Below are 24,929 nucleotides of genomic sequence, written 5' to 3' on the forward strand. Positions count from 1 at the left end.
TTGGCGGGCCAGCCAATTCCTGCACCAGCCAACTCCTGCATGAGCTGGCTCTGGTGAGGGCGGGCTCAGTTCAGGCCCAGTTTGCCGCGCAGGGTGGAGAGGTCTTCGGCCAGGGTGTTGACCGGACCGATCAGGGCCTTGCGGTCGTTTTCCTTGACCTTGTCGTAGGTCATGAAGCCGCCGTCCGGGGTTTTGTACTTGGCGAGGATCTTGTTCACCGTGGCGAAGTTCTTGTCCACCTTGGCGACAAAGGCCGGGTCCTGTTTCGCGATCTGCCCATGGAACAGGTCGACGATTTTCTTTGCGCCGTCGATGTTGCCCTGGAAGTCGTAGAGGTCGGTGTGGCTGTAGCGGTCTTCTTCTCCGGAGATCTTGGTCGCGGCCACTTCCTCCAGCAGGGCGGCGGCACCCCCCACGACTTTTTCCGGTGGGAAGGTCAGGCCGGCGACGCGGGTCTGCAGGTCCTTGACGTCCTTGTTCAGGCCGTCGGCCAGCTCGCCCAGGCCTTCGGTGCTGTTTTCCGAGAACAGCGAATATTCCAGGCGGTGGAAGCCGGTGAAGTCTTCGGCCTTGACGCCTTGCTCGTGGTCGTCGACCCGGGAGTCGATGGCGGCATCGAGGTCGCTGAAGAGTTCGGCGATGGGTTCGATCGACTCGTAGTAGACCCGGGTCGGTGCGTAGAGCTTCCTGGCGCTGGCCAGGTCGCCCTGTTTCACCGCATCGGTGAATTGCTGGGTGTGGCTGGCCAGTTCATCGAGCTGCTCGGTGACGTAGATCTTGTAGTCGGAGATCGGCCCCACCAGCTCCAGGGGCGCAGCGGCGGCGAACGCCGACAGCGGAGCGTGGAGCAAGCCAAGGGTCAGCAACACAGCGAGGGGCGACTTTTTCATGGGACTTTTCCGTGGGGGTTGAAGTGTCATGGGGGTCAGGCGGTGGTGTTCGGTCGGGTGGCTTCGAGCAACGAGCGACCGATGAAATCGCCGGCGCCGGTGACCCCGGGCAAGCTGAAGAAGTAGCCGCCACCGGTAGGCTTGAGGTACTCCTCCAGAGGCTCGCCGTTGAGGCGGGTCTGGACCGCGATAAAGCCTTTTTCCAGGTCCGCCTGGTAGCAGATGAACAGCAGGCCCATATCCAGCTGACCGTTCTTGTTGACCCCATTGGAGTAGTTGAACGGCCGGCGCAGGATCAGGTTCTGCCGGGTCTGTGGGGTGCGCGGGTTGGCCAGGCGGATGTGGGCATCGAGCTTGGTCAGCTTGCCGTGGGGGTCACGGGCGTAGTCGGGGACCTGGCTTTCTTTCTGGCCATCCATGGGCGCGCCCGTGGTCTTGATCCGGCCGATGATGCTTTCCTGCTCCTGCAGCGGGGTGCGGTCCCAGCGCTCGACAAAATTGCGGATGATCCGTACCGCCTGGTAGCTGCCGTGAGCCGCCCAGGCCGGTTCGTCGCTGCCGGGTTGGACCCAGACGATCTGCTGCATGGCTTGCTGGTCATTGGAGTCGGGGTTGGCCGAGCCGTCGCGAAAGCCCAGGAAGTTGCGCGCGCTCTGCGCTGGCTCCCCGGGCTTGGCCGGCGCCTGGGGCGGCACGCTGCCTTCCTGCTTCCAGCGCACCAGCAAGAGGTCGGGGAGGTTCTTCACGATGTCGCGCAGGGCGTGGATATTGGTGTCGGCGGTGTTGGAGCAGAACTGCAGGCTCAGGTCGCCATGGCAGCAGGCCGGCTCCAGGGCATCGTTGGGAAAACCCACCATGCGGATCAGGCGCTTGGGTTTGGCGGCGGCCAGGCCAAAACGTTCGTCGAACAACGATTCGCCCACCGACACGGTGATGGTCAGGTTGTCCGGGGTCACTACCGGGCCGAGGATGCCGGAATCCAGGGGCGGCAGTTTCGGGTCGACCTGGGCCACCGGCCCCCCGCTCATGAGAAAGGCGATGCGTTCGTCGAGGGTACGGAACAGTCGCTCCAGGTCATCGCGGTCGCTGGCCAGCACATCGAAGGACACCAGCATGCCCGAGGTCGGGCGCGGGGTGACGATGCCGCTCTGGTGCTGGCCGTGGTAGTCGTGGCGGTCCTGGGTCCTGTCGCTGCTGGGGGCCTGGGTGACCTGGGCTGCGGCGCCGGCGGCCATGGCCGGGCCACTCAGGCTGCTGCCGGCCAGGGCCATGCCGGCGGCGCCCATGCCCAGCAGCACGCGCCGGCGCTGGGCGGAAAAGCACGGGTTGGATGGATCGGAATCGTTCATTGAAAACTCGTCAGGTTACAGGCCGGAGAGGCCGAGTGCGGGATCGATGGCGTCGAGAGCGTCGGCCAGGGCCTTGGCCTTGTCGGCGATCTCTTTGCGTTGTGCGGCGCTGACCTTGTCGTAGTCCAGGTAGCCGGCGCCGTCGCGCAGGCTGGCGAGCCGGGTGTCCAGTGCATTGGTGGCGTTGTCGACCTGGGGCAACAACCGGGCAGCGGACTTGGCCAGCAAGGGGCGCAGCAGGTCGATGACCTTGCGGGTGGTTGCCAGGTTGGCGGCAAAGCCGTTGAGGTCGCTGTGGCTGTAGCGTTCTTCCTCGCCGCTGCTGGCCCGCAGGTCGGCAAGGCTGCGCAGGTTGCGTGCGACGATGCTCACCAGTTGTTCCGGCGCCAGGGTTTGGGCCAGCAGTTGCTCCTTGAGGCGCGAGACGTTGCTGGACAGCTGCTTCGCGACCGGAGCCAGGCCGTCCAGGTCGCGTTTCTGGAACAGGCCGTATTCCAGGCGGTGGAAGCCACTGAAGCCCGGGTCCTGTTCCCGCTGTTCGAAATAGTCGGCGCGGGCGTTGATGGCGTTGTCCAGCTCGGCCAGGCGCTGGGCGGCCGGGGCCAGTTGCTGGTAGGCGGCGCGGGCCGGCAGGTACAGGGCTTGGGCCTGCTTCAGGTCACCGGCATCGATGGCCTGTTGCAGAGCGTTCACCGCCTTGATCAGGGCACCGCCTTGGGTGCTCAGGTAAACCCGGAATTCCGCCAGTGGGCCGATAAAGGCCACCATCGAAGGCCGGGCCTTGGCCTGGGCCTCGGACTGCGCGGTCGGGGTCACGTGCAGGGTGCCGCGCGGGTTGCTCAACAGCCCGCAGGTAATGGCGTAGTCGCCCGGTTGCAGGGTGGCGTTGATCACCTGGCTCAGGCCCGGAGCGATGTTCTCCCGCTCCTCGACCACCAGCACGCCATCGAGGATTTCCCATTCCACGGCGCGGTCCGAGCGGTTGACGATGCGAAAGCTGGCGTGGCCTGCCGGCACCGTCAGCGCGTTGGGTTCACAGCTGTGGGGATGGAGAGTCACGGTGATTTCGCCCTGGTGGGCCTGGCGCTTGCTGGCGGCCCGTTGCGAGGCGTAATAGAACAGCCCGCCGGCGGCGATCATGACGATCACCGAGCCGGCAACCGCCCAGCGCAAGGCGCGGGGCGGCGAGGCCTGGGTAGAGGCTTGCTGGGTCATTGAGGGAGCCTTACTGACTGGAAACGGAAGATGCTGAGCCGGGCGCCTTGGCCAGGGCGCCACCGGGCAGGAAGAACAGCACCAGGGTCACGCCCAGGTACAGCACATAGGCGCCTAAGGTGCTGAGGGTGGGGGCGTCCTGGTAGCCGAACATGCCGGCCAGCACCGAGCCCAAAGGGCCATCCATGGGCAGGCTGGCGCTGACATCGAAGAGCACGCTCTGCAGGTGGTTCCAGACCCCGGCTTCATGCAGGGCCTGCACCGAGTTGGCGAGGATGCCGGCGGCCACCACCAGGATGAACAGTCCGGTCCAGCGGAAGAAGGCGGCGAGGTTCAAGCGCATGCTGCCGGTATAGATCAGGAAACCGACGATGATCGCCACGATCAGCCCCAGCAGGGCGCCGAGCGGCGCGCCCGGGCCTTCGCTCTGCTGGAACACCGCCAGCAGGAAGAACACGGTTTCCAGGCCTTCCCGGGCGACGGCGAAGAACACCATGGCGATCAGCGCCGTGATCTGATGCCGGGAGCCGGCCAGGGCCTGGTCCAGGGAGGCTTGCAGGGAGTGCTTGATCGAGCGCGCCACCTTGCGCATCCAGAACACCATGGAACTGAGAATGCCTACGGCCACCAGGCCGACGATGCCCTCGAAGAGTTCCTGCTGCTTTTGCGGGAATTCGGCGCTCATCAGCTCCAGGCCGCCGCCCACCAGCAGGGCCAGGGCCGCGGCGAGAAACACTCCGATCCACACCGCGGGCATCCACTGGCCACGGCCGGTCTGCTTCAGGTAACTGGCGATGATGCCAACGATAAGCGCGGCTTCAATCCCTTCGCGCAGCATGATCAGAAATGGAACAAGCATTCAGCACCGGCGGGGCAATGGGTAGGGAGCTAACTTGTAACATAATGATACTCATTGCCAAATGAAGATCATTGACATCTGCTGAACCTGAGCTGAACGAGATTTATTTACCAGTGTTCGCGCTCTGTAGGAGCCGGCTTGCCGGCGAAGAGGCCCCCGAGCCCTGCGCAGGACGTTAGACCGCCCTCGCTGGCAAGCCAACTGCTACGGGGCGGGGCGATCAGCCCAGGTTCTGCTCGGTCAGGCGTTGCACCGCCAGGCGGCGGTAATGGGAAGGGGTCATGCCCTTGAGTTGCTGGAAGCGGCGATTGAAGTTGGAGATGTTGTTGAATCCAGACTCGAAGCACACGTCGGTCACCGGTTTGTCGCCATCGGCCAGCAGTTCGCAGGATTTGCTGATCCGCAGGCGATTGACGAACTCGATGAAGCAGCGCCCCGTGGCCTGTTTGAACACCCGGGAGAAGTAGGTGGGCTTCATCCCCAGGTACTGGGCCACTTCCTCCAGGGGCAGTTCTCGGGCGTAGTGGGCAAAGATGTAGTCCACGGCACGGTTGGTGCGGTCGACACTGTGTTCATCCGCCAGTTGCACGCGGGTGGCGCCGGACAGCAGTTGATAGTCGTCGCAGGCCGCCAGCAGTTCCATGAGGATGAAAAAGTGGCCGAGGCGGGTGATGCCGCTGGAATCGGCAATGCGCTGCATCAGGGGCAGGGCCTGGGCGATGGTGTGCTTGCAGCGGAACTCGATACCGTATTGCGCCCGCTCCAGCAGTGGGCTGAGGTTCTTCAGTTCGGTGAACACCTGGCTGCCGCTGTCGAACAGTTCGTCGGTGAAGTTCACCAGCATGTCGCGCTTGGCCACGACCTCGTCCTCGGCCACCTGGCTGATCCAGTTGTGGGGCAGGTTGGGGCCGGTCAGGAACAGCGTCTGCGGATAGAAGTTGCCAATGTAGTCGCCGATGAACACCTTGCCGGAGCTGGCGACGATCAGGTGCAGTTCGTATTCCTTGTGGAAGTGCCAGCGCACCAGGGGGCAGGGGAAGCCGTGCTGGCGATAGATGATAGACAGGCCGTTATGGTCGTCCATCAACTCGTAGGAGGGGTCGCTGATCTTGCCGGTTCGACTCATGGCGCGGGACTGTTCTTGTTGTTGGCCGCGCTGATAATGCCTTGTGCCCCGCCCGCGCACCAGTAGGAGCTGGCTTGCCAGCGAAGAGGTCCATGAGGGCGATGCAGGGCTTGCGGGCCTCTTCGCCGGCAAGCCGACTCCTACAGGGAGTTTGCGTGTCTCGCCCGTAGGAGCAGGGGGTCATGGGGCAGGGCGGTTCTTGGCTTCGATCCATTGCGCCATGTATTGGGTGCTCTTGTGATGGTGGTGTCGCAGCATGGCGCCGGTGAAGTTGTCCCGGCGCAACTGCTCCAGGTGCTGGCGGCAGTCTTGCAGGCGCTGGATCAGCGCCGGGCCGTGGACTTGCTGGCGGTAGCGCGCTTCAAGCAACCGCCGGCCATCGATCTGGGCCTGTTCCCACAACTGTTGGTCCTGGTACAGGCGCACGGCCGCGGTCGCCAGGGCGCTGGCCGATTCGGCCACCGCGCCCGGCCAGGGCAGGCCATCCTGGGACATGGATTCGCTGCCCACCGGCGTGGTGACGCTGGGCGTGCCGCAGAGCATGGCGTCCAGCAGCTTGCCCTTGATCCCGGCGCCAAAACGCAGGGGGGCCAGGCAGATCCGCGCGGCGCTCATCACCTGCAGCGCGTCTTGCGCCCAGTTCATGATGTAAAAGCCCTGGGCCGGGTTGTGCAGGGCTGCCGCCTTGGGCGGGGTGTAGGCGCCATACAGGTGCAACTGGGCGCCGGGCAGTTGTTGGCGGATCAGTGGCCACACGCGGTTTTTCATCCAGAGCACGGCGTCCCAGTTCGGCGCGTGGCGGAAATTGCCGATGCTGAGGAAGTGCGCCCGCTGTTCGAAGGGCGGGAAGTCCTGCGGCAGTTGTTCCAGCATCAAGGGGCACCAGTGCAGCAGCGCCGGAGGCAGGCGGAACTGCTGCACCAGCAGCTCGATCTCCACCTCGGAGATCATCAGGCTCAGGTCGCAGCGGTAGATGGCGGCGATCTCGCGCTTGGCCAGGTCGGTGTCGGCCATGTGCTGGAACTCTTGCGCCGCGGCCTGGGTGAACAGAGCGCTGAAGTCATCTTCGTCGGCGCAGGCCTTGAGGTGATCCTTGAGGCGCTGATGCCGGGCATGGCGCAGGCATTGCAAATCCGAGGTTTCCAGGACCCGCAGGGCATTCGGGCAGTGTTGCTCGACCCGCCAGCCGAACTGTTCCTCCATCATGAACTGGTCGAACAGCACGATGTCCGGGGCCAGTTCGGCGACAAAGCGGTCAAAACTGCTGTTGTTGAGCTCGATAGGGCATTCGCGGATGCCCAAGGCCGCCAGGTCCTCCTTGTGTTCGCCCTCTTTGGCCGGGCTGCTGAAGGTCAGCTCCCAGCCCTGGTCGAGGAAACTCTGGAGGATCTGCATCATGTGCCCGCCGGCGGCGGAGGAGCGGGGTTCGGGCCAGACGTAACCAATGATCAGGACTTTGGTTGCGGCGGTGGGACTCATGAGGGGCGATTCCTGGCAGGCAAGGGCAAAAAAAGGCCGCCATTAAACCACAGCGCGCCAGCGGCGGATCAGGCCGCCGCCGGGCTCAACCGAGGATGCTGCGCACCTTGTCCCGCAACTGGTCGATAGAGAAGGGCTTGCCGATCACCGACATGCCGGCGGGCACGTCGATGGACTCGGCATAGCCGCTGGCAAACAGCACCGGCAGGTGCGGACGCAGTTGCCGGGCGCGTTCGGCCAGTTCACGGCCGTTCATGCCGGGCAGGCCGACATCGGTCATCAGCAGGTCGATGGTCTGTTGCGGGTTTTCCAGCAGGCTCAGCGCGGCGTCACTGCCATCAGCCTCCAGGACGCTGAATTCGAGCTCTTCGAGAACATCGACAATCAGCATGCGCACGATGGCATCGTCTTCGACGACTAGGATGGTGGAGACGCTGGCGGGCATAGGGGCTCTCTCAAGAAATGGGTGGTACGGGGCGCTGCGACAGGCGGCCCTGTGCATCAGTAAGTGGCGACTGGCCACAAGTTCCCGAAGCTGTACAGAAAAAGGCTGTTGTACAAGCGCCGGCAAGAATAACCGCTTCCCTTGTCCCAGGGCAGGTCCAATCGCAGTTGTGAACCCATGGGTTATAAAAAATAGCTGCGATGGCCGAATGTGGGGCAAACTTCGTTTTTTTTCCTGCGCCAAGGTCCATCAAATGATCCGTCCGTCATCGGTTGATGAACAGAGTTTTCGCAAGCTGCTGACCCGCAACATCAGCCTGCCCCTCGGTGTAGGCGTGCTCAGCGCGGTTTTTTTCGTGTCCCTGATCACCTACCTGCTCTCGGTCATCCAGTGGGTGCAGCACACTGACCGGGTGATCAACAATCTCAATGAGGCGGCGCGCCTGACCATCGACCTGGAAACCGGCATGCGCGGTTTCCTGATCACCGGCGATGAGCATTTCCTCGACCCTTATGAAGTGGCCAAGCCACGCATCCTCAGCGAGCTCAATGGGCTGCGTGATCTGGTCGCCGACAACCCGCAGCAGGTCGACCGCCTCAAGCGCCTGGAAGCCCTGCAGCTGGAGTGGAACAACTTCTCCCTGAGCATGATCGAGCTGCGTCGGCAGAACGGCGACTACCGTGGCGCGGTGCAGGCCGGGCGGGGCAAGCGCCTGACCGACGAGATCCGCAAGGAATACGAGGATGCGGTGGGCATGGAGCAGCAGTTGCGCCTGGAGCGTAATGAGAGCGTCAGCCGCACCACCATTTTCAGCGTGATCCTGTACCTGTTGTTCGTGGTGGGCATCAGCGGCTTGCTGGCCTATGTCGGGCGTCGGGATCTGCTGGCGCTGTCCAAAAGCTACAGCGACAACCTCGAGGCCCAGGAAAACAGCGCCCGGCGCCTGGAACAGCAGGCCTGGCTGCGCAACGGCCAGACCGAACTGGCCGAACAGATGCTCGGCCAACTGACCCTGAACCTGCTGGGGCGCAATATCCTCCAGTTCTGCGCCCATTACCTGGGGACACCGGTGGCGGCGCTGTATGTCCGTGAAGATCACGGCGGCCTCAAGCGTGTGGCTTCTTATGGATTTTCCCGTGAGCTGGAGCAGCAAGAGCAGTCGCTGTATGGCGATGAGGGCCTGGTGGGCCAGGCCGCGCAGCACAAGCGCCTGATCCGCCTGGACGATGTGCCGGTGGATTACTTCAAGGTCAGCTCCGGCCTGGGCGAGGGCGCGCCGCGCAGCGTGCTGGTGGTGCCGACCCGTGATGACGACCGGGTCAATGGCGTGATCGAGCTGGGCTTCCTGCGGGCGCTGAGCGATCGCGATGTGGAGTTGCTGGAGCTGATTGCCGGCAATATCGGCACCTCCATCGAAGCCGCGCGCTACCGCCAGCGCCTTCAGGAAGTGCTGGCCGAAACCCAGCAGCTCAACGAAGAGTTGCAGGTGCAGCAGGAAGAATTGAAGACCGCCAACGAGGAGTTGGAGGAGCAGTCGCGGATTCTCAAGGAGTCCCAGGTGCACCTGGAAACGCAGCAGGTGGAACTGGAACAGACCAACGAGCAGTTGGCCGAGCAGGCGCAGATCCTGGCCGAGCAGCGCGACGCCATGGACCGCAAGAACAGCGAGCTGAACGAGGCGCAGACCCAGCTTGAAGAGCGCGCCGAAGAACTGCAGCGCTCCAGCAAGTACAAGTCCGAATTCCTCGCCAACATGTCCCACGAACTGCGCACGCCGCTCAACAGTTCGTTGATCCTGGCCAAGTTGCTGGCGGAAAACCCCCAGGAGAACCTCACTGCCGAGCAGGTCAAGTTCGCCGAGTCGATCTATTCCGCCGGCAACGACCTGCTGAACCTGATCAATGACATCCTGGATATCTCCAAGGTCGAGGCGGGCAAGCTCGAAGTGCGTCCGGAAAATGCCAGCGTGCCGCGCCTGGTGGACGGCTTGCGCAGCCTGTTCCAGCCGTTGACCGCGGACAAGGGCCTGGCCTTCAAGGTGGAGCTGCAACCGGGGGCGCCACAGAGGCTGTTCACGGATCGCCAGCGGGTCGAACAGATACTCAAGAACCTGCTGTCCAACGCGGTCAAGTTCACCGAAAGGGGCCAGGTCAGCCTGAGCGTTGGTGCTCAGCCGGAGGGCGGTATCGCCTTTGTCGTGCAGGATTCGGGGATCGGCATCGCCCAGGACCAGCAGGAAAGCATTTTCGAAGCCTTCCGCCAGGCCGACGGCACCACCAACCGGCGTTATGGCGGCACTGGCCTGGGGCTGTCGATCTCCCGGGATCTGGCGACCTTGCTGGGGGGCTCCATCAGCGTCAGCAGTGAACCGGGGCAGGGCAGCATTTTCACGCTGGTGCTGCCAGAGCAGTACAGCGAGGCGGCCGAGCCGGTGCTGGCGCCAGCGCCTGCAATGATGCCGGTGGCGGCGCCTGTTGCACCCAGTGCGCCGTTGCCGGTGACTGAAGTGCCTGGCAGTGAGATCCCGCGCTTTGCCGATGACCGGGACAAGGCCCCATTCAGCAGCCGCTGCATCCTGGTGGTGGAAGATGAGCCGAATTTTGCGCATATCCTCTTCGATCTGGCCCACGAACTGGGTTACCACTGCCTGGTGGCCCATGGCGCCGACGAGGGCTACAGCCTGGCCGAGCAGTACATCCCGGACGCCATCCTGCTGGACATGCGCCTGCCCGACCATTCCGGCCTGACCGTGCTCCAACGCCTCAAGGAACATGCCCAGACCCGGCATATCCCGGTGCACGTGATCTCGGTGGAAGACCGGGTGGAAGCGGCCATGCACATGGGCGCCGTGGGCTACGCGGTGAAACCCACCACCCGCGAGGAGCTCAAGGACGTCTTCGCCCGCCTGGAAGCCAAGCTGACGCAGAAGGTCAAGCGCGTGCTGCTGGTGGAGGACGACGACCTGCAACGCGACAGCATTGCCCGGCTGATCGGCGACGACGATATCGAGATCACCGCCGTGGGCCTGGCCCAGGATGCCCTGGACCTGCTGCGCGAGAATGTCTACGACTGCATGGTCATCGACCTCAAGCTGCCGGACATGCTCGGCAACGATCTGCTCAAGCGCATGTCCACCGAGGACATCTGCTCCTTCCCGCCGGTGATCGTCTATACCGGGCGCAACCTGACCCGGGATGAAGAGACCGAGCTGCGCAAGTATTCCCGTTCGATCATCATCAAGGGCGCCCGCTCGCCGGAGCGCCTGCTGGATGAAGTGACGTTGTTTCTGCACAAAGTCGAATCCCAGTTGTCCCATGAGCGGCAGAAGATGCTCAAGACCGCCCGCAGCCGCGACAAGGTCTTCGAGGGGCGCAAGATCCTCCTGGTGGATGATGACGTGCGCAACATCTTTGCCTTGACCAGCGCCCTGGAACACAAGGGCGCGGTGGTGGTGATCGGCCGTAACGGCCATGAAGCCATCGCCAGACTCAATGAAGTCGAGGATATCGACCTGGTGCTGATGGACGTGATGATGCCGGAGATGGACGGTTTCGAAGCCACGGTGCAGATCCGCAAGGACCCGCGCTGGCGCAAGCTGCCCATCATCGCCGTGACCGCCAAGGCCATGAAGGATGACCAGGAGCGCTGCCTGCAGGCCGGCTCCAACGACTACCTGGCCAAGCCCATTGACCTGGACCGGCTGTTTTCCCTTATCCGCGTATGGCTGCCGAAGATGGAAAGAATTTAGTGGAGCGTAATACCGAGATCGAACTGCGTTTGCTGATCGAAGCTATTTATCTCAAATACAGCTACGACTTCCGCGACTACTCCGGTGCTTCGATCAAGCGCCGGGTCAACCACGCTTTGCGTCAGTTCGAGTGCAAGACCATTTCCGCGCTGCAGGAGCGGGTGCTGCACGACCCGACGGCGTTCATGCAATTGCTGCAGTTCCTGACCATTCCGGTGAGCGAGATGTTTCGCGACCCGTCGCACTTCCTGGCGATCCGCCAGGAGGTGGTGCCGCTGCTCAAGACCTACCCGTCGATCAAGATCTGGATCGCCGGCTGCAGCACCGGGGAAGAGGTCTATTCCATGGCCATCCTGCTGCGCGAAGAAGGGCTGCTGGAACGCACCATCATCTATGCCACGGACATCAATCCCAGCTCCCTGGAGAAGGCCAAGCAAGGCATCTTCTCCCTGGAGAACGTGCGGGCCTACACCCACAACTACCAGCAGGCCGGCGGCCAGCGTTCCTTTGCCGACTACTACACCGCAGCCTACGACTACGCGATCTTCGACAAGAGCCTGCGGGAGAACGTGACCTTCGCCGACCACAGCCTGGCGACCGACAGCGTATTTTCTGAAACTCAATTGATTTCATGTCGTAACGTATTGATTTACTTCAATAAAAAATTGCAGGATCGGGCCTTCGGACTGTTCCATGAGTCGCTCTGCCACCGGGGTTTCCTGGTGCTGGGCAGCAAGGAGACCCTGGACTTTTCTGCCTACGGCAAGCACTTCGAACCCTTGGTCAAACAAGAACGGATCTACCGCAAGACATGAACCAGCAGACTGCCGGACACAACCTCTGGCCACGGGTCGAGGCCGTTGTGGTGGGCGCATCCGCCGGTGGCGTGGAGGCGTTGTTGAATCTGTTCAGTGACTTTCCCCAGGACTTTCGCCTGCCGGTGATCGTGGTCCTGCATCTGCCGGACGAGCGTCGCAGCCAGTTGGCGGACATCTTCGACCGGCGCCTGGCGCTGTCGGTGAAGGAGGCTGAGGACAAGGAGCAGATAATCCCCGGTACCTTGTACTTCGCTGCCCCCGGTTATCACTTGTCGGTGGAGCAGGACCGCAGCCTGTCCCTGAGCCAGGAGGAGCGGCTGCACCATTCCCGTCCCGCTATCGACTACCTGTTCGAATCCGCGGCGGATGCCTACGGCAATAGCCTGGCCGCCGTGCTGCTGACCGGGGCCAACCAGGACGGCGCCTGGGGGTTGGCGCAGATCAAGCGCCAGGGCGGCCTGACCATTGTCCAGGACCCCCGCGAAGCCCAGGTCGCGACCATGCCGGAAGCGGCCCTGGCCCTGCAGCAACCGGATTACATTCTCCCTTTGCGCGGCATCAGCCGTCTGCTTGCCGAGCTGGAACGAACCTCATGTTAAGTACTATTCAAGCCAAGCTGCTGATCGTCGACGATCTGCCGGAGAACCTGCTGGCCCTGGAAGCGCTGATCAAGCGCGAGGACCGCCTGGTGTACAAGGCGCTGTCGGCCGACGAGGCCTTGTCGCTGCTGCTCCAGCATGAGTTCGCCATGGCCATCCTTGATGTACAGATGCCGGGCATGAATGGCTTCGAGCTGGCCGAGTTGATGCGCGGCACCGAGAAGACCAAGCACATCCCCATCGTTTTCGTCAGTGCCGCCGGACGCGAGCTCAACTACGCCTTCAAGGGCTACGAGAGCGGGGCGGTGGACTTCCTGCACAAGCCCCTGGACATCCACGCGGTGAAGAGCAAGGTCAATGTGTTCGTCGACCTGTACCGCCAGAGCAAGGCCATGAAGCAGCAGGTCGAGGCCCTGGAGCAGAGCCGGCGTGAGCAGGAGGCGTTGCTCAACAAGCTTCAGGCCACCCAGAACGAGCTGGAGCAGGCGGTGCGCATGCGCGATGACTTCATGTCCATCGTCGCCCATGAAGTGCGCACGCCCCTCAATGGCCTGATCCTGGAAACCCAGCTGCGCAAGATGCACCTGGCCCGGGAGAACGCTGCCGCCTTCAGCCTGGACAAGATGCACGCCATGGTGGATCGCGACGAGCGCCAGATCAAAAGCCTGATCCGCCTGATCGAAGACATGCTGGACATCTCGCGGATTCGCACTGGCAAGCTGTCGATTCGCCCGTCCCGGTTTGACCTGGCGCAGTTGGTACGCGGGTTGGTGGAAAACTTCGCGCCCCAGGTGGAAGCTGCGCAATCGTCCCTGAGCCTGGAAGCCGAGCAGCCGTTGCAAGGCCACTGGGACGAATTCCGCATCGAACAGGTGATTTCCAATCTGCTGACCAATGCCTTGCGCTACGGCGCCAAGAGCCCCATCCAAGTCCGGGTCTATGCCCAGGACGGCGAGGCCCGGGTCGAGGTGCGCGATCATGGGATTGGCATCAGCGAAGAGAACCAGAAGCGAATTTTCCAGCAGTTCGAGCGGGTCAGCGCCAGCCACGTGGCGGCGGGCCTTGGGCTTGGGCTGTTTATTTCCGAGCAGATCGTCACTGCCCATGGCGGCACCATCAGTGTTGAAAGCCGGATTGGCGAGGGCGCGCTGTTTCGCGTGAGCCTGCCCTTGTCGACGACCGACGAATGACTAAAAGCGTAATGCTCACGCAACCTCTGCGTGACCCAATGGTCGTAACAGCAGCAATTGATCGAGCAAAGGTTTTCCATGAGTGAAGATGCACAAGACGTCGTACTGATCGTCGAAGATGAACCCGTCATCCTGATGCTGCTGGCCGACTATCTGTCGGGCCTGGGCTACCGGGTACTCCAGGCGGAAAATGGCGAGCAGGCGTTCGAGATCCTGGCCAGCAAGCCGCACCTGGATGTGATGATCACCGACTACCGGCTGCCCGGCGGCATTACCGGGGTGATGATCGCTGAGCCGGCAGTGAAGCTGCGCCCGGACCTCAAGGTGATTTTCATCAGCGGCTATCCCAACGAAATCCTCGAATGCGGCAGCCCCATCACCCGCAAGGCACCGATCCTGGCCAAGCCCTTCGACCTCAGCAGCCTGCAGGAGCAGATCCAGCAACTGCTGGCTTGAGCCGGTCCTCAGTCGCGGATCATCTCCTGCACCTTGGCGGTCAGCAGGTCGAAGGTGAAGGGCTTGGTGATCAGTTGCATGCCGGGGTCGAGGAAGCCGCCCCGGGCGGCGGCGTGCTCGGCGTAGCCGGTGATGAACAGGACTTTCAGTTGCGGGCGGATCTGCCGCCCGATCTCCGCCAGTTGCCGGCCGTTCATGCCCGGCAAGCCCACATCGCTGATCAATAGATCGATGCGTTGCCCCGAATCGAGGATCGGCATGGCGCTGCGGGCGTCGCCGGCTTCGACAAAGGCGTAGCCCAGCTCGCCGAGTACCGCGCTGACCAGCACCCGGACCGCCGGATCATCCTCGACGATCAGCACCGTTTCGCCGTTCTGTGCGGTGCCCGACTGGTGCTCCAGCGGCTGTTCATCCAGCTCCGCACTGCCCCGATAGCGCGGCAGGTACAGGCTGACCTCGGTGCCCCGGCCCAGGGTGCTGTTGAGGGACACGTGGCCGTGGGACTGCTTGCTGAAGCCATAGATCATCGACAGCCCGAGCCCGGTGCCCTGGCCGATGGGTTTGGTGGTGAAGAAGGGGTCGAACACCCGATGGATGATGGCGTCGGGCATGCCGCAGCCGTTGTCGCTGACTCGCAGCAGCACGTAGTCGCCGGGTTCGAGGTTGTCGTGGGCCTGGGTGAAGTCCGGGCCCAGGTGCTGATTGAGGGTTTCCACCAGCAGCCGGCCGCCATTGGGCATGGCATCCCGGGCGTTGAGGACCAGATTGAGCAGGGCGCTTTCCAGCTGGTTGGGGTCGGCCTCGGCGATCCACAGTTGCGGGCACAGCTGCATGTCCAGCTGGATGCTTTCGCTGAGGCTGCGTTGCAGCAGTTCGCCCATGGACGTCACCAGGGCATTCATTTCCACTGGCTTGGAGTCCAGCGACTGGCGCCGGGAGAAGGCCAGCAGGCGATGGGTCAGGCCGGCGGCGCGATTGGCCGAGGTGACCCCCAGGTCGATCAGTCGGTCCAGGTCTTCGGTGCGGCCCCGGGCCAGGCGCCGGCGCAGCAGCTCCAGGCTGCCGATGATGCCGGTGAGCATGTTGTTGAAGTCATGGGCGATGCCGCCAGTGAGCTGGCCCACGGCTTCCATCTTTTGCGACTGGCGCAGGGCTTCCTCGTTGTGCCGCAGTTGCGCCGTGCGCTCCTGCACCTGCTGTTCCAGGGTTTCCAGGGTGCATTGCAGGCGCAGTTCGCTCTGGCTCAGGTCGATCAGCCGGTCCCGGGCTTCGTATTGGCGACGGCGTCCGCGCAGGGCGGCGCTGACCAGGCTGATCAGGGTGGCCGGATGGAAGGGCCGTTCGAGGAAGCTGACGTTGCCCAGGGGCACGCTGAAGCCTGAGGCCGGGTTCTGCTCCGGACCGCCGTGCTGGGTCAGCAGCACGATGGGCAGGTCGGACCAGGCCGGTTGTTGTTGCAGATGGCGCAGCAGGGGGGCCAGGTCGACCCCGCGCAAAGCCTCGGCGGCGATGATCAGCAGCCCGGCGCCGTGCTCCAGCTCTGCGCACAGGGCCGGCAGGTCCGGGCAGATCAGGCTGCGAAATCCCGCCTCGTTGAGCATCATCTGCGCCAGCTGGCTGTCACGGCCGTGGGGCGTAAGCACCAGGGCGCGTTCGGAAAATGCCAGGTCCTGGGTCATCGCCCCTCGTCCCGAAGCAGCGGTTTGCTTTCGCCCAGGTAGGTGGGCACGCCGCGCAGTACGCCCTGGAAGGCTTCCAGGGGTTCGCCGATGGTCAGCCCGCGAGCGCCGATGCGGTATTCACGGATGGTGGACTCGTGGCTGCCGGTGCGTTTCTTGATGATGGAGATGGCCCGACGCACCTTGCCCAGGGCCTCGAAGTAGCGCAGCAGGACCACGGTGTCCGCCAGGTAGGTGATGTCCACCGGGGCCTGCATGTCGCCCACCAGGCCATGCTGGGCCACGGTCATGAAGGTCGCGGCGCCCTGGCGGTTGAGGTACAGCAGCAGTTCGTGCATGTGCAGCACCAGGGCGTTTTCCTCGGGCATGGCCGCCTGGTAGCCGTTGATGCTGTCGATCACCACGGTCTTGATCCGTTGTTGGTCGACACAGCGCCGGACCCGGTAGGACAGTTCCCCCGGGGACAGTTCTGCGGCGTCCACTTGCTCGATCACCAGATTGCCGGTGGCTTGCAGGGCCTCCAGGTCGATGCCCATGTTGCGCATGCGTTCCAACAGCAACCCCAGCTCTTCGTCGAAGATGAACAGCGCGGCTTTCTCGCCCCGGGCCACGGCGGCCGCGGCGAAGATCATCGAAATAAGCGATTTGCCGGTACCGGCGGGGCCGAGGATCAGGGTGCTGGAGCCGCTTTCGATGCCGCCTCCCAGGAGCGCGTCCATTTCCGCAATGCCGCTTGTCAGGGTCAGGCGCTCGTTGCGGCCCCGGTGTTCGGCAGCCACCAGCCTTGGGAAGACATGGACCCCGTCGCCCATGATGGTGAAATCATGGAAGCCGCCGCGGTACTTCTGGCCACGGTATTTCACCACCCGGACGCGCCGGCGCTCGGCGCCGTAGCTGGGGGTCAGCTCTTCCAGGCGGATCACCCCGTGGGCCACGCTGTGCACGGTCTTGTCCAGGGATTCGGTGGTCAGGTCGTCCAGTAGCAGTACGGTGGCGTCATAGCGCACGAAGTAGTGCTTGATCGCCAGGATCTGTCGCCGGTAGCGCAGGGAACTCTGTGCCAGCAGGCGGATTTCCGAGAGGCTGTCGAGCACCACCCGCGTTGGCTTGACCCGTTCCACCACGTCGAAGATCTGCCGGGTGGCTTCCCCCAGCTCCAGGTCCGAGGAATACAGCAGGCTTTGCTGGTGCTCGGCATTGAGCAGGCTTTCCGGTGGGGTCAGCTCGAAGATGTGGATGTTGTGGTCCAGCTGCCAGCCGTGGGACTGGGCGCCCTGGCGCAGTTCGCGCTCGGTTTCCGAGAGGGTGATGTACAGGCAGCGCTCACCGGCCAGGGCGCCGGCACGCAGAAAATGCAAGGCCACGGTGGTCTTGCCGGTGCCGGGTTCGCCTTCCAGCAGGAATACATGGCTGCGTGATAATCCGCCAGAGAGAATATCGTCCAGGCCTTCGACGCCAGTGGCGGCTTTTTCGCTGAGCAACGCAGATGAGGTCGACAAACAATGCCCTCGCACATATAGGTCCAGGTGATCGGCGATGGCGACGAACGCCTTGATATCGCTGATAAATCACTTGACCGTCTGCCGTTGCCACGGTTCAACCTTTTGTTGTGTAGCCGCTGCCGCAGGCTGCGAACGGCTTGGGCGGCATGCCGACGTAGCAGGCGCGGGGATCTTGAGGGCGGCAAAGGTTTGGCTGGGGATCGCCAGGCAAGGCCCTGCGGGCCTTTTCGCAGCCTCGCGGGCTCGGCAGCGGCTACAGGTTTTGTGCTGGCTCTTGTAGCCGCTGCCGCAGGCTGCGAACGGCTTGGGCGGCATGCCGACGCAGCAGGCGCGGGGATCTTGAGGGCGGCAAAGGTTTGGCTGGAGATCGCCAGGCAAGGCCCTGCGGGCCTTTTCGCAGCCTCGCAGGCTCGGCAGCGGCTACAGGTTTTGTGCGGGCTCTTGTAGCCGCTGCCGCAGGCTGCGAACGGCTTGGGCGGCATGCCGACGTAGCAGGCGCGGGGATCTTGAGGGCGGCAAAGGTTTGGCTGGGGATCGTCAGGCAAGGCCCTGCGGGCCTTTTCGCAGCCTCGCGGGCTCGGCAGCGGCTACAGGCCCTGCTGCAGGGCCGGGTCGTCGGGGTTCTGCTGTTCCAGCTGGGCCAGCAACACCTGGACGTTCTGCAACTGGCCGCTCTCTTTCCAATAGTTGATCAGCAGCACCCGCGCCTTGCGGTTGTAAGGCTGGCGCTGGACGATTTCCTCCAGTTGCTTCTGCGCCGCCTCCAGCTCCTGCTGGCTGTGCAGGGTGGTGGCCAGGTCGTAGCGGTAGGCGGCGTTGTTGGGTTCCAGTTCCACCGCCCGCGACAGGCCCAGCAGGGCGAATTCGCCTTGGCCGTGGTGCAGCAGCCAGAGCCCCAGGGCATGTTGCAGGTAGGCGGAGTCTTGCTGGGCCTGCAGTTGCTTGGCCAGCAACTGGCGGGCGGCGTCGCTCTGGCCTTGCTTGTCCAGCACTTCGATCTGCAGCACCACCGCTTGCAGGTTGTCCGGGGCCAGGCGCAGGGCCTGTTCCAGGGTCTGCTGGGCCTTGCTCAGGTTGGCGTTGTGCAGGTACAGGCGGGCCAGTTGGTATTGGGCCTCGACGTCGTCACCCCGGGTCTTGAGCACCTGGGTGTATTCGTCGATCACCTGCTGCAGCGGGCCGAAGTACAGGCCCTGGTCATCCGGGCTCAGGCCGAGCAGGGCGTCTACCGCGGCAAAGCGCACGCTTTGCTCGTGATCGTCGAGCAAGGGGCCGAGCAGCAGGCTGCGCTGGCCACTGGGAACCAGACCCAGCACGCTCTTGATCGCGGCTTTGCGCACCTCGGGCGAGGGGTGATAGAGGTCGGCGTCCGCCAGCTTCAGGGCCTGGGGGCTGGGGTAGTTGGGCAATACCGCCAGCAGGCGGGTGCGCTGCTGATCATTGAGGTCGGGGCGCGCCAGTTGTTGGTACAGCACCCGTGCTGCGCCCGGCTGGCCGTTACGGGCTTTCTCCAGGGCCGGGCCGTAGCCATGCTTGATCGCCTCGGGAACCGCTGGCGGGCTGCTGCGCAGAAAGGTCCAGGCCAGGGCCAGGGCGATAACGAGCAACAGGCTGATCAGCAGGTAGCGACGGGGCAGGGGCATGCAGGAATCCGGAAGCTGGCGACTTTTGGAAGGCGCAAGCTTCGGTCAGGAATGGGCCTGAGTCAAACCCGGGTTCAGGTCAGTACGTATTCCTGGGGTTGCAGTGGTGGCGGCAGGTCCCGGTGCCCCAGTGCGGCCAGGACTTCACGCTCCAGGCCGCGCAATAGAGCGTTGCACGGCAGATCATTGTCGTCGTAGCCAAAGGGGTCTTCGAGGTCGTTGCCGATTTCATCGAGGCCCAGGAAGGTGTAGCTGACGATGGCGGTGAAGATCGGTGTCAGCCAGCCCAGGGGCTCGGCCATGGCAAAGGGCAGGAGGATGCAGAACAGGTAGATGGTGCGGTGCAGCAGCAAGGTGTAGGGGAAGGGCAGCGGGGTGTTCTGGATGCGTTCGCAGGCGGCCTGGACCTGGCTCAGGCTGACCAGGCGGGTTTCCATCTGGGTGTAGCGCCATTCGCTGATCAGCCCCTGTTGCGCCCACTGCGAGCAGCGCTGGCCGATGCGTTGCAACTGGGCATCGGTGAGGTTGGGGTGCTGCGGGTCGATGTCGGCCTGGGCCCAGGGTTGCAGGGCGCGGGCTTCGTCTTCATGGCGCAGACGGGCAATCAGGCTGTGGGCGAAGCCGCAGAGGTCGCGCAGCAGGCCCTCGCGCTGGGGATGAGCGTCGATGATCAGGCTTTCGCGGATCAGCGAACGAACCTCGATGATCAACTGCCCCAACTGCTTGCGGCCTTCCCACCAGCGGTCGTAGCAAGCGTTGTTGCGAAAACTCATGAAGATCGACAGCGACAGGCCCAGCAGGGTGAAGGGCGTGGCATTGACCTTGGAGAAATAGGTGGGCTGCAGGGTTTCCACCAGGACGATGACCGACGCCAGCAGGGTGATCAGCACGCAGCGCAAGGCAATGCGCTTGGCGATCGAGCCCTTGAGGGCAAAGAGGATGCTGATCAGGTTGGGCTTGGGGCGGACGATCATGAGGGCTGAGGCCAGGGCGATTACGCGGCGAGTGAAGAGTAGGAGCGCGCCGTAGGGCTGTCCAATCGCAATGATCGACCGAATGATCGATTGTCTCTATCGGCCGCCGGCCCTTGCCTGACGATTGCCCGCGGAGCCTTGAGCGGCCTTGCGATCCTGGCGTCCCTTCGGGCCGTTCGCAGCCTGCGGCAGCGGCTACAGGGAGCTGTGTAGCCGCTGTCGAGCCTGCGGCGAGGCTGCGAAAAGGTCCGCAGGACCTTGCTTGGCGATGTCGTGGCAAAAAAAAGCCCCGCGACCGAATGATGCACGGGGCAAAACATTGGTTGGTTGCGGCCAACCAAAGGAGCTCGTTGCAAATCCTTACTGGCTGGCCACCGTCTCCGGCTGCCAGCCACCGCCCAGGGCCTTGTAGATGGCGACAATGCCGCGGTACAGGTCGACTTCGGCCTGGGCCTGGGCATCTTCGGCCGCCAGCCGTTCACGCTGGGCGTCCAGCAGCACCAGGAAGTCCACGGTGCCTTCGCGGTAGCGGATCTCGGCCAGGTCCGCGGCGGCACGGCTGGATTCGCTCTGGCGGATCAAGGAGATCAGCCGTTGCTGGCGCTTGCCGTAATCGCTGAAGGCGTTTTCCGATTCTTCCAGGGCCAGCAGCACTTGCTGCTCGTAGCTGGCCAGGGCGCCGTCGGCATTGGCGTCGGCACCCCGCAGGCGGGCCCGCACGCTGCCCAGGTCAAAGGCCGCCCAGGTGATGCTTGGGCCCAGGGCCCAGGCACTGGCCGCCGAGGAGCCGATCTGTGAACCGCGTCCGGCGGTGAAGCCGAGGAAACCGCTGAGGCTGACCCGTGGAAACAGGTCGGCCTTGGCCACGCCAATCCGTGCGGTGGCCGCCGCCAGCTGGCGTTCGGCGCTGAGGATATCGGGACGACGTTGCAGCAGCTCGCCCGGGTCGCCAATCGGCAGGGCCTTGGCAATCGCCGGCAGCTGCGCCGGCGAGAGGTCGACGCTGAGCTGATCCGGACGCTCACCCAGCAGGGTGGCGATGCGGTTGCGCTGGCGGGTCTGCTCGGCCTGCAGCTGCGGCACGCTGGCTTCCACCGAGGCCAGGCGGGCATCGGCGCGGACCACATCGAGCTGGTCGCCGACCCCGGCGTCGCGCAGGCTTTCGGTGATCTTGCGCGAGGCCTGCTGGTTGTCCAGGTTGGCCAGGGCGATCTTTTCCCGCAGCTGTGCGCCGCGCAGTTGGCCGTAGGCGTCCACCAGCTCGGCGATCATCGTCACTTGCAGCTGGTAGAGGTCGGCCTCGGCGGCTTGCTGGTCGGCGTCGGTGGCTTCCAGGTTGCGCTGGATGCGGCCAAACAGGTCCAGCTCCCAGGCCATGTCCAGGCCCAGGTCGTAGCGCTCGCTCTTGACCCGCTTGGTGGTCTGTCCCGGAATCTGCCCCTTGGCTTGGTCGCTGCTGGCGCGGCTGGTGATGGTGGGCATGGCGTCATTGCTGGCGTCATCGCGAATTGCCCGGGCGGCCCGCAGGCGGGCGAAGGCCACCCGCAGTTCACGGTTGCCCTGCAAGGATTTGCTCACCAGCTGGTTCAGGGTCGGGTCATCGAACTGCTGCCACCAGATGCCTTCGAAGCGTGCGCGGTCGAAGTTCTTCTGGCCCGCGGCGCCATCGGTGGCGGCGCTGATGTGCGCCGCCTCGGTGGTTGGGCTTTGGTAGTCCGGACCGACGGCGCAGGCACCGAGGGCCAGCACCAGCAGGCTCGGCAGGAAGACTTTGGCACTCATTGTTGCGTCTCCAGTTGCAGGGCGCGGGCGGCTTTGCGGGCCTCGCTGCGCTCCACATAATTGCGGATCAGGACATAGAACACTGGGGTCAGCAGCAGGCCGAAGAAGGTCACCCCGAGCATCCCGGAGAACACTGCGACGCCCATGGCGTGACGCATTTCCGCACCGGCGCCGCTGGAGATCACCAGGGGCACCACGCCCATGATGAAGGCGAAGGAGGTCATCAGGATCGGCCGCAGACGCAGGCGGCAGGCTTCCAGTACCGCCGCCAGCGGATCGAGGCCTTCCTCTTGCTTGTCCTTGGCGAACTCGACGATCAGGATCGCGTTCTTGCAGGCCAGGCCCACCAGTACGATCAGGCCGATCTGGGTGAAGATGTTGTTGTCGCCACCGGAGATGATCACCCCGGTAATCGCCGACAGCAGGGTCATCGGCACGATCAGGATCACCGCCAGCGGCAGGCTCCAGCTCTCGTATTGCGCGGCCAGTACCAGGAAGGCCAGCAGCACGCAGAGCGGGAAGACGAACAGGGCGGTGTTACCGGCCAGGATCTGCTGGTAGGTCAGCTCGGTCCATTCGTAGGTCATGCCGTTGGGCAGTTCTTCCTTGAGCAGTTTCTCGATCGCCGCTTCTGCCTGCCCGGAGCTGTAGCCCGGGGCGGCCGCGCCGTTGATTTCCGCGGTAACGAAGCCGTTGTAGTGCATCACGCGGTCGGGACCGGCGGTGTCGCTGACCTTGATGAAGGTCGCCAGGGGGATCATCTCGCCCTTGTTGTTGCGCACTTTCAGTTGGCCGATCTGTTCGGGTTCGAGACGGAACTGCTGCTCGGCCTGGACGTTGACCTGATAGGTGCGGCCAAAGCGGTTGAAGTCGTTGGCATACAGCGAACCCAGGTAGATCTGCAGGGTGTCGAAGATGTCGGAAATCGCCACGCCGTGGGTCTTGGCCTTTTCCCGGTCGATGGCCGCGTCCACCTGAGGCACGTTGACCTGGTAGCTGGTGAACAGTCCAGCCAGTTCCGGCACGCTGCGGCTCTTGGTGATGACGTTCTGCACTTCTTTATACAGCTCGTCGTAACCCAGCCCGCTGCGGTCTTCCACTTGCAGGCGGAAGCCACCAATGGTCCCCAGGCCCTGTACCGGCGGCGGTGGGAAGATCGCCATGTAGGCGTCCTGGATATCGGCGTACTTGCCGTTCAGGGCACCGGCGATGGCACCGGCGGACATGCTCGGGTCCTTGCGCTCATCGAAGGGCTTCAAGGTGACGAAGACGATGCCGTTGTTCGGGCTGTTGGTGAAGCCGTTGATCGACAGGCCGGGGAAGGCCACCGCGCTTTCCACGCCGGGTTGCTTGAGGGCGATGTCGGACATGCGCTTGATCACGTCTTCGGTGCGGTCCAGGCTCGCCGCGTCCGGCAGTTGGGCGAAGGCCACCAGGTACTGCTTGTCCTGGGCCGGCACGAAACCGGTCGGGGTGTGGGCGAAGCCGAACCAGGTCAGCACCATCAGGCCGGCATAGAGGAACAGGGCGATGCCGCTGCCGCGGATGACCCGGCGCACCGTGCCGACGTAACCATGGCTGGCACGATCGAAGAAGCGGTTGAACGGCTTGAACAGCCAGCCCCCAGCAGCTTGTCGAGGATCTTCGAGAAGCGGTCCTTGGGTGCATGGTGTTCCTTGAGTAGTACCGCGGCCAGGGCCGGCGACAGGGTCAGGGAGTTGAAGGCCGAGATCACCGTGGAAATCGCGATGGTCAAGGCGAACTGCTTGTAGAACTGCCCGGTCAGGCCACTGATGAAGGCCGCCGGTACGAACACTGCGCACAGCACCAGGGCGGTGGCGATGATCGGGCCGGTCACTTCGCGCATGGCGCGCTGGGTGGCCTCCACCGGGTTCAGCCCCAGGCCGATGTTCCGTTCGACGTTCTCCACCACCACGATGGCGTCGTCCACCACGATACCGATGGCCAGTACCAGGCCGAACAGCGACAGGGCATTGAGGGAGAAGCCGAACAGGTGCATCACCGCGAAAGTGCCGATCAGCGACACCGGCACGGCCACCAGCGGGATGATCGAGGCGCGCCAGGTCTGCAGGAACAGGATCACCACCAGCACCACCAGGATCAGCGCTTCGAACAGGGTGTGCACCACCGCTTCGATGGAGCCGCGGACGAAGATGGTCGGGTCGTAGACGATGCTGAAGTCCATGCCCTGCGGGAAGCTCTGCTTGAGTTCGGCCATCTTGGCCCGCACTTCGTTGGAGATCTCGATGGCGTTGGAGCCCGGACGCTGGAAGATCGGGATCGCCACCGCCGGCTGGTTGTTGAGCAGCGAACGCAGGGCGTACTGGCTCGACCCCAGTTCGATGCGGGCGATGTCTTTCAGGCGAGTGATCTCACCGTCTTCGCCTGAGCGAATGATGATGTTCTCGAACTCTTCCTCGGTGACCAGTCGGCCCTGGGTGTTGACCGACAGCTGGAAGCTGGTGGCGCTGGGCGCAGGCGGTGCGCCCAGGGCACCGGCGGCGACCTGACGGTTCTGTTCACGGATCGCGGTGACCACGTCGGTGGCGGTCAGGTTGCGCGAAGCGGTCTTGTTCGGATCGAGCCAGACCCGCAGCGAGTAGTCGCCCATGCCGAACAGCTGTACATCCCCCACGCCGCCCAGGCGCGCCAGCTCATCCTTGATGTTGAGCAGGGCGTAGTTGGACAGGTAGAGCATGTCGTAGCGTTTGTCCGGCGAGGTCAGGTGGACCACCATGGTCAGGTCCGGAGAGGCCTTGTCCACGGTGATACCGATGCGCGTCACTTCTTCCGGCAGCTTGGGCTGGGTGCGGGTCACACGGTTCTGCACCTGCACCTGGGCGTTGTCCAGGTCGGTGCCCAGGGCGAAGGTGATGGTCAGGGTGATCTTGCCGTCGGCGGTGGATTGCGAGGACATGTAGAGCATGTTCTCGACCCCGGTGATGGCTTGTTCCAGTGGCGCGGCCACGGTTTCACCGATGACTTTCGGGTTGGCCCCCGGGAAGTTGGCGCGCACCACCACGGTGGGCGGCACCACTTCCGGGTATTCGCTGATGGGCAGCTGGAACAGCGAGATGGCGCCGGCGATCAGGATCAGCAGCGACAGCACCGCGGCGAAGATCGGCCTTGAAATGAAGAACTGGGAAAAATTCAT

17 protein-coding genes and 1 pseudogene are annotated in these 24,929 nt (G+C 63.9%); 5 read left to right on the top strand and 13 right to left on the bottom strand.

Going from position 1 to position 24,929, the window contains the following annotated elements; genetic code table 11:
* Positions 1-65: 65 nt before the first annotated feature.
* The 7 genes from efeO (LOY69_RS14245) to LOY69_RS14275 form a co-directional block, all read right to left on the bottom strand.
* Positions 66-890, bottom strand: a complete 825-nt coding sequence (gene efeO, locus LOY69_RS14245) for an iron uptake system protein EfeO (RefSeq protein ID WP_265074787.1) — start codon at positions 888-890, stop codon at positions 66-68.
* Positions 891-925: 35 nt separating this feature from the next.
* Positions 926-2,239: an iron uptake transporter deferrochelatase/peroxidase subunit gene (efeB, locus tag LOY69_RS14250; protein ID WP_265074788.1), complete on the bottom strand. Its 1,314-nt coding sequence runs from the start codon at positions 2,237-2,239 to the stop codon at positions 926-928.
* 15 nt (positions 2,240-2,254) lie between these two features.
* On the bottom strand, positions 2,255-3,454 hold the full coding sequence (efeO, locus tag LOY69_RS14255; protein WP_265074789.1) for an iron uptake system protein EfeO: 1,200 nt from the start codon (positions 3,452-3,454) through the stop codon (positions 2,255-2,257).
* Between the two features lie 10 nt (positions 3,455-3,464).
* Entirely contained in the window at positions 3,465-4,313 is an 849-nt protein-coding gene (efeU, locus tag LOY69_RS14260; RefSeq protein ID WP_265074790.1) for an iron uptake transporter permease EfeU, read from the bottom strand.
* A gap of 220 nt (positions 4,314-4,533) precedes the next feature.
* Entirely contained in the window at positions 4,534-5,439 is a 906-nt protein-coding gene (locus LOY69_RS14265) for an AraC family transcriptional regulator (RefSeq protein ID WP_102865190.1), read from the bottom strand.
* Between the two features lie 180 nt (positions 5,440-5,619).
* The gene (locus LOY69_RS14270; protein ID WP_265074791.1) at positions 5,620-6,918 is read right to left on the bottom strand and encodes a glycosyltransferase; all 1,299 of its coding nucleotides are present in this window, start codon (positions 6,916-6,918) and stop codon (positions 5,620-5,622) included.
* 85 nt (positions 6,919-7,003) lie between these two features.
* On the bottom strand, positions 7,004-7,363 hold the full coding sequence (locus LOY69_RS14275) for a response regulator (protein ID WP_102865187.1): 360 nt from the start codon (positions 7,361-7,363) through the stop codon (positions 7,004-7,006).
* Positions 7,364-7,616: 253 nt separating this feature from the next.
* Here LOY69_RS14275 and LOY69_RS14280 point away from each other — a divergent pair, with 253 nt between their 5' ends.
* The 5 genes from LOY69_RS14280 to LOY69_RS14300 all read left to right on the top strand — a co-directional run bounded on the left by LOY69_RS14280 (position 7,617) and on the right by LOY69_RS14300 (position 14,174).
* Complete coding sequence (locus tag LOY69_RS14280; RefSeq protein ID WP_110651810.1) at positions 7,617-11,111, top strand: response regulator; 3,495 nt, start codon at positions 7,617-7,619, stop codon at positions 11,109-11,111.
* Positions 11,084-11,926, top strand: coding sequence for a CheR family methyltransferase (locus tag LOY69_RS14285; protein ID WP_222933699.1), 843 nt, complete (start codon positions 11,084-11,086; stop codon positions 11,924-11,926). Before LOY69_RS14280 ends, LOY69_RS14285 begins: the two co-directional genes overlap by 28 nt.
* On the top strand, positions 11,923-12,528 hold the full coding sequence (locus tag LOY69_RS14290) for a chemotaxis protein CheB (protein WP_265074792.1): 606 nt from the start codon (positions 11,923-11,925) through the stop codon (positions 12,526-12,528). The genes LOY69_RS14285 and LOY69_RS14290 overlap by 4 nt, the downstream gene beginning before the upstream one ends.
* A complete protein-coding gene (locus LOY69_RS14295) occupies positions 12,522-13,718 on the top strand; it encodes a hybrid sensor histidine kinase/response regulator (RefSeq protein WP_102879596.1) in 1,197 nt (398 codons plus the stop codon). The genes LOY69_RS14290 and LOY69_RS14295 overlap by 7 nt, the downstream gene beginning before the upstream one ends.
* Before the next feature lie 78 nt (positions 13,719-13,796).
* On the top strand, positions 13,797-14,174 hold the full coding sequence (locus tag LOY69_RS14300) for a response regulator (RefSeq protein ID WP_265074793.1): 378 nt from the start codon (positions 13,797-13,799) through the stop codon (positions 14,172-14,174).
* 8 nt (positions 14,175-14,182) lie between these two features.
* Here the strand turns inward: LOY69_RS14300 and LOY69_RS14305 are convergent, their stop codons facing one another.
* The 6 genes and pseudogenes from LOY69_RS14305 to LOY69_RS14330 all read right to left on the bottom strand — a co-directional run bounded on the left by LOY69_RS14305 (position 14,183) and on the right by LOY69_RS14330 (position 24,929).
* Complete coding sequence (locus tag LOY69_RS14305; protein ID WP_265074794.1) at positions 14,183-15,853, bottom strand: response regulator; 1,671 nt, start codon at positions 15,851-15,853, stop codon at positions 14,183-14,185.
* Positions 15,850-17,352, bottom strand: a complete 1,503-nt coding sequence (locus tag LOY69_RS14310; protein WP_102879594.1) for an ATPase domain-containing protein — start codon at positions 17,350-17,352, stop codon at positions 15,850-15,852. Before LOY69_RS14310 ends, LOY69_RS14305 begins: the two co-directional genes overlap by 4 nt.
* A 590-nt stretch (positions 17,353-17,942) precedes the next feature.
* Positions 17,943-18,998 (bottom strand): HEAT repeat domain-containing protein, encoded by a 1,056-nt coding sequence (locus tag LOY69_RS14315; protein WP_102879593.1) that lies wholly within the window; start codon positions 18,996-18,998, stop codon positions 17,943-17,945.
* 74 nt (positions 18,999-19,072) lie between these two features.
* Positions 19,073-19,972 (bottom strand): bestrophin family protein, encoded by a 900-nt coding sequence (locus LOY69_RS14320; RefSeq protein ID WP_102865180.1) that lies wholly within the window; start codon positions 19,970-19,972, stop codon positions 19,073-19,075.
* 360 nt (positions 19,973-20,332) lie between these two features.
* A complete protein-coding gene (locus LOY69_RS14325) occupies positions 20,333-21,754 on the bottom strand; it encodes an efflux transporter outer membrane subunit (RefSeq protein ID WP_110651572.1) in 1,422 nt (473 codons plus the stop codon).
* Positions 21,751-24,929 (bottom strand): annotated as a pseudogene (locus tag LOY69_RS14330) (efflux RND transporter permease subunit). The gene LOY69_RS14325 and the pseudogene LOY69_RS14330 overlap by 4 nt, the downstream one beginning before the upstream one ends.

This window comes from Pseudomonas sp. B21-059 (assembly GCF_026016285.1).
In the GTDB taxonomy this organism is placed as follows: Bacteria; Pseudomonadota; Gammaproteobacteria; order Pseudomonadales; family Pseudomonadaceae; genus Aquipseudomonas; species Aquipseudomonas danubii.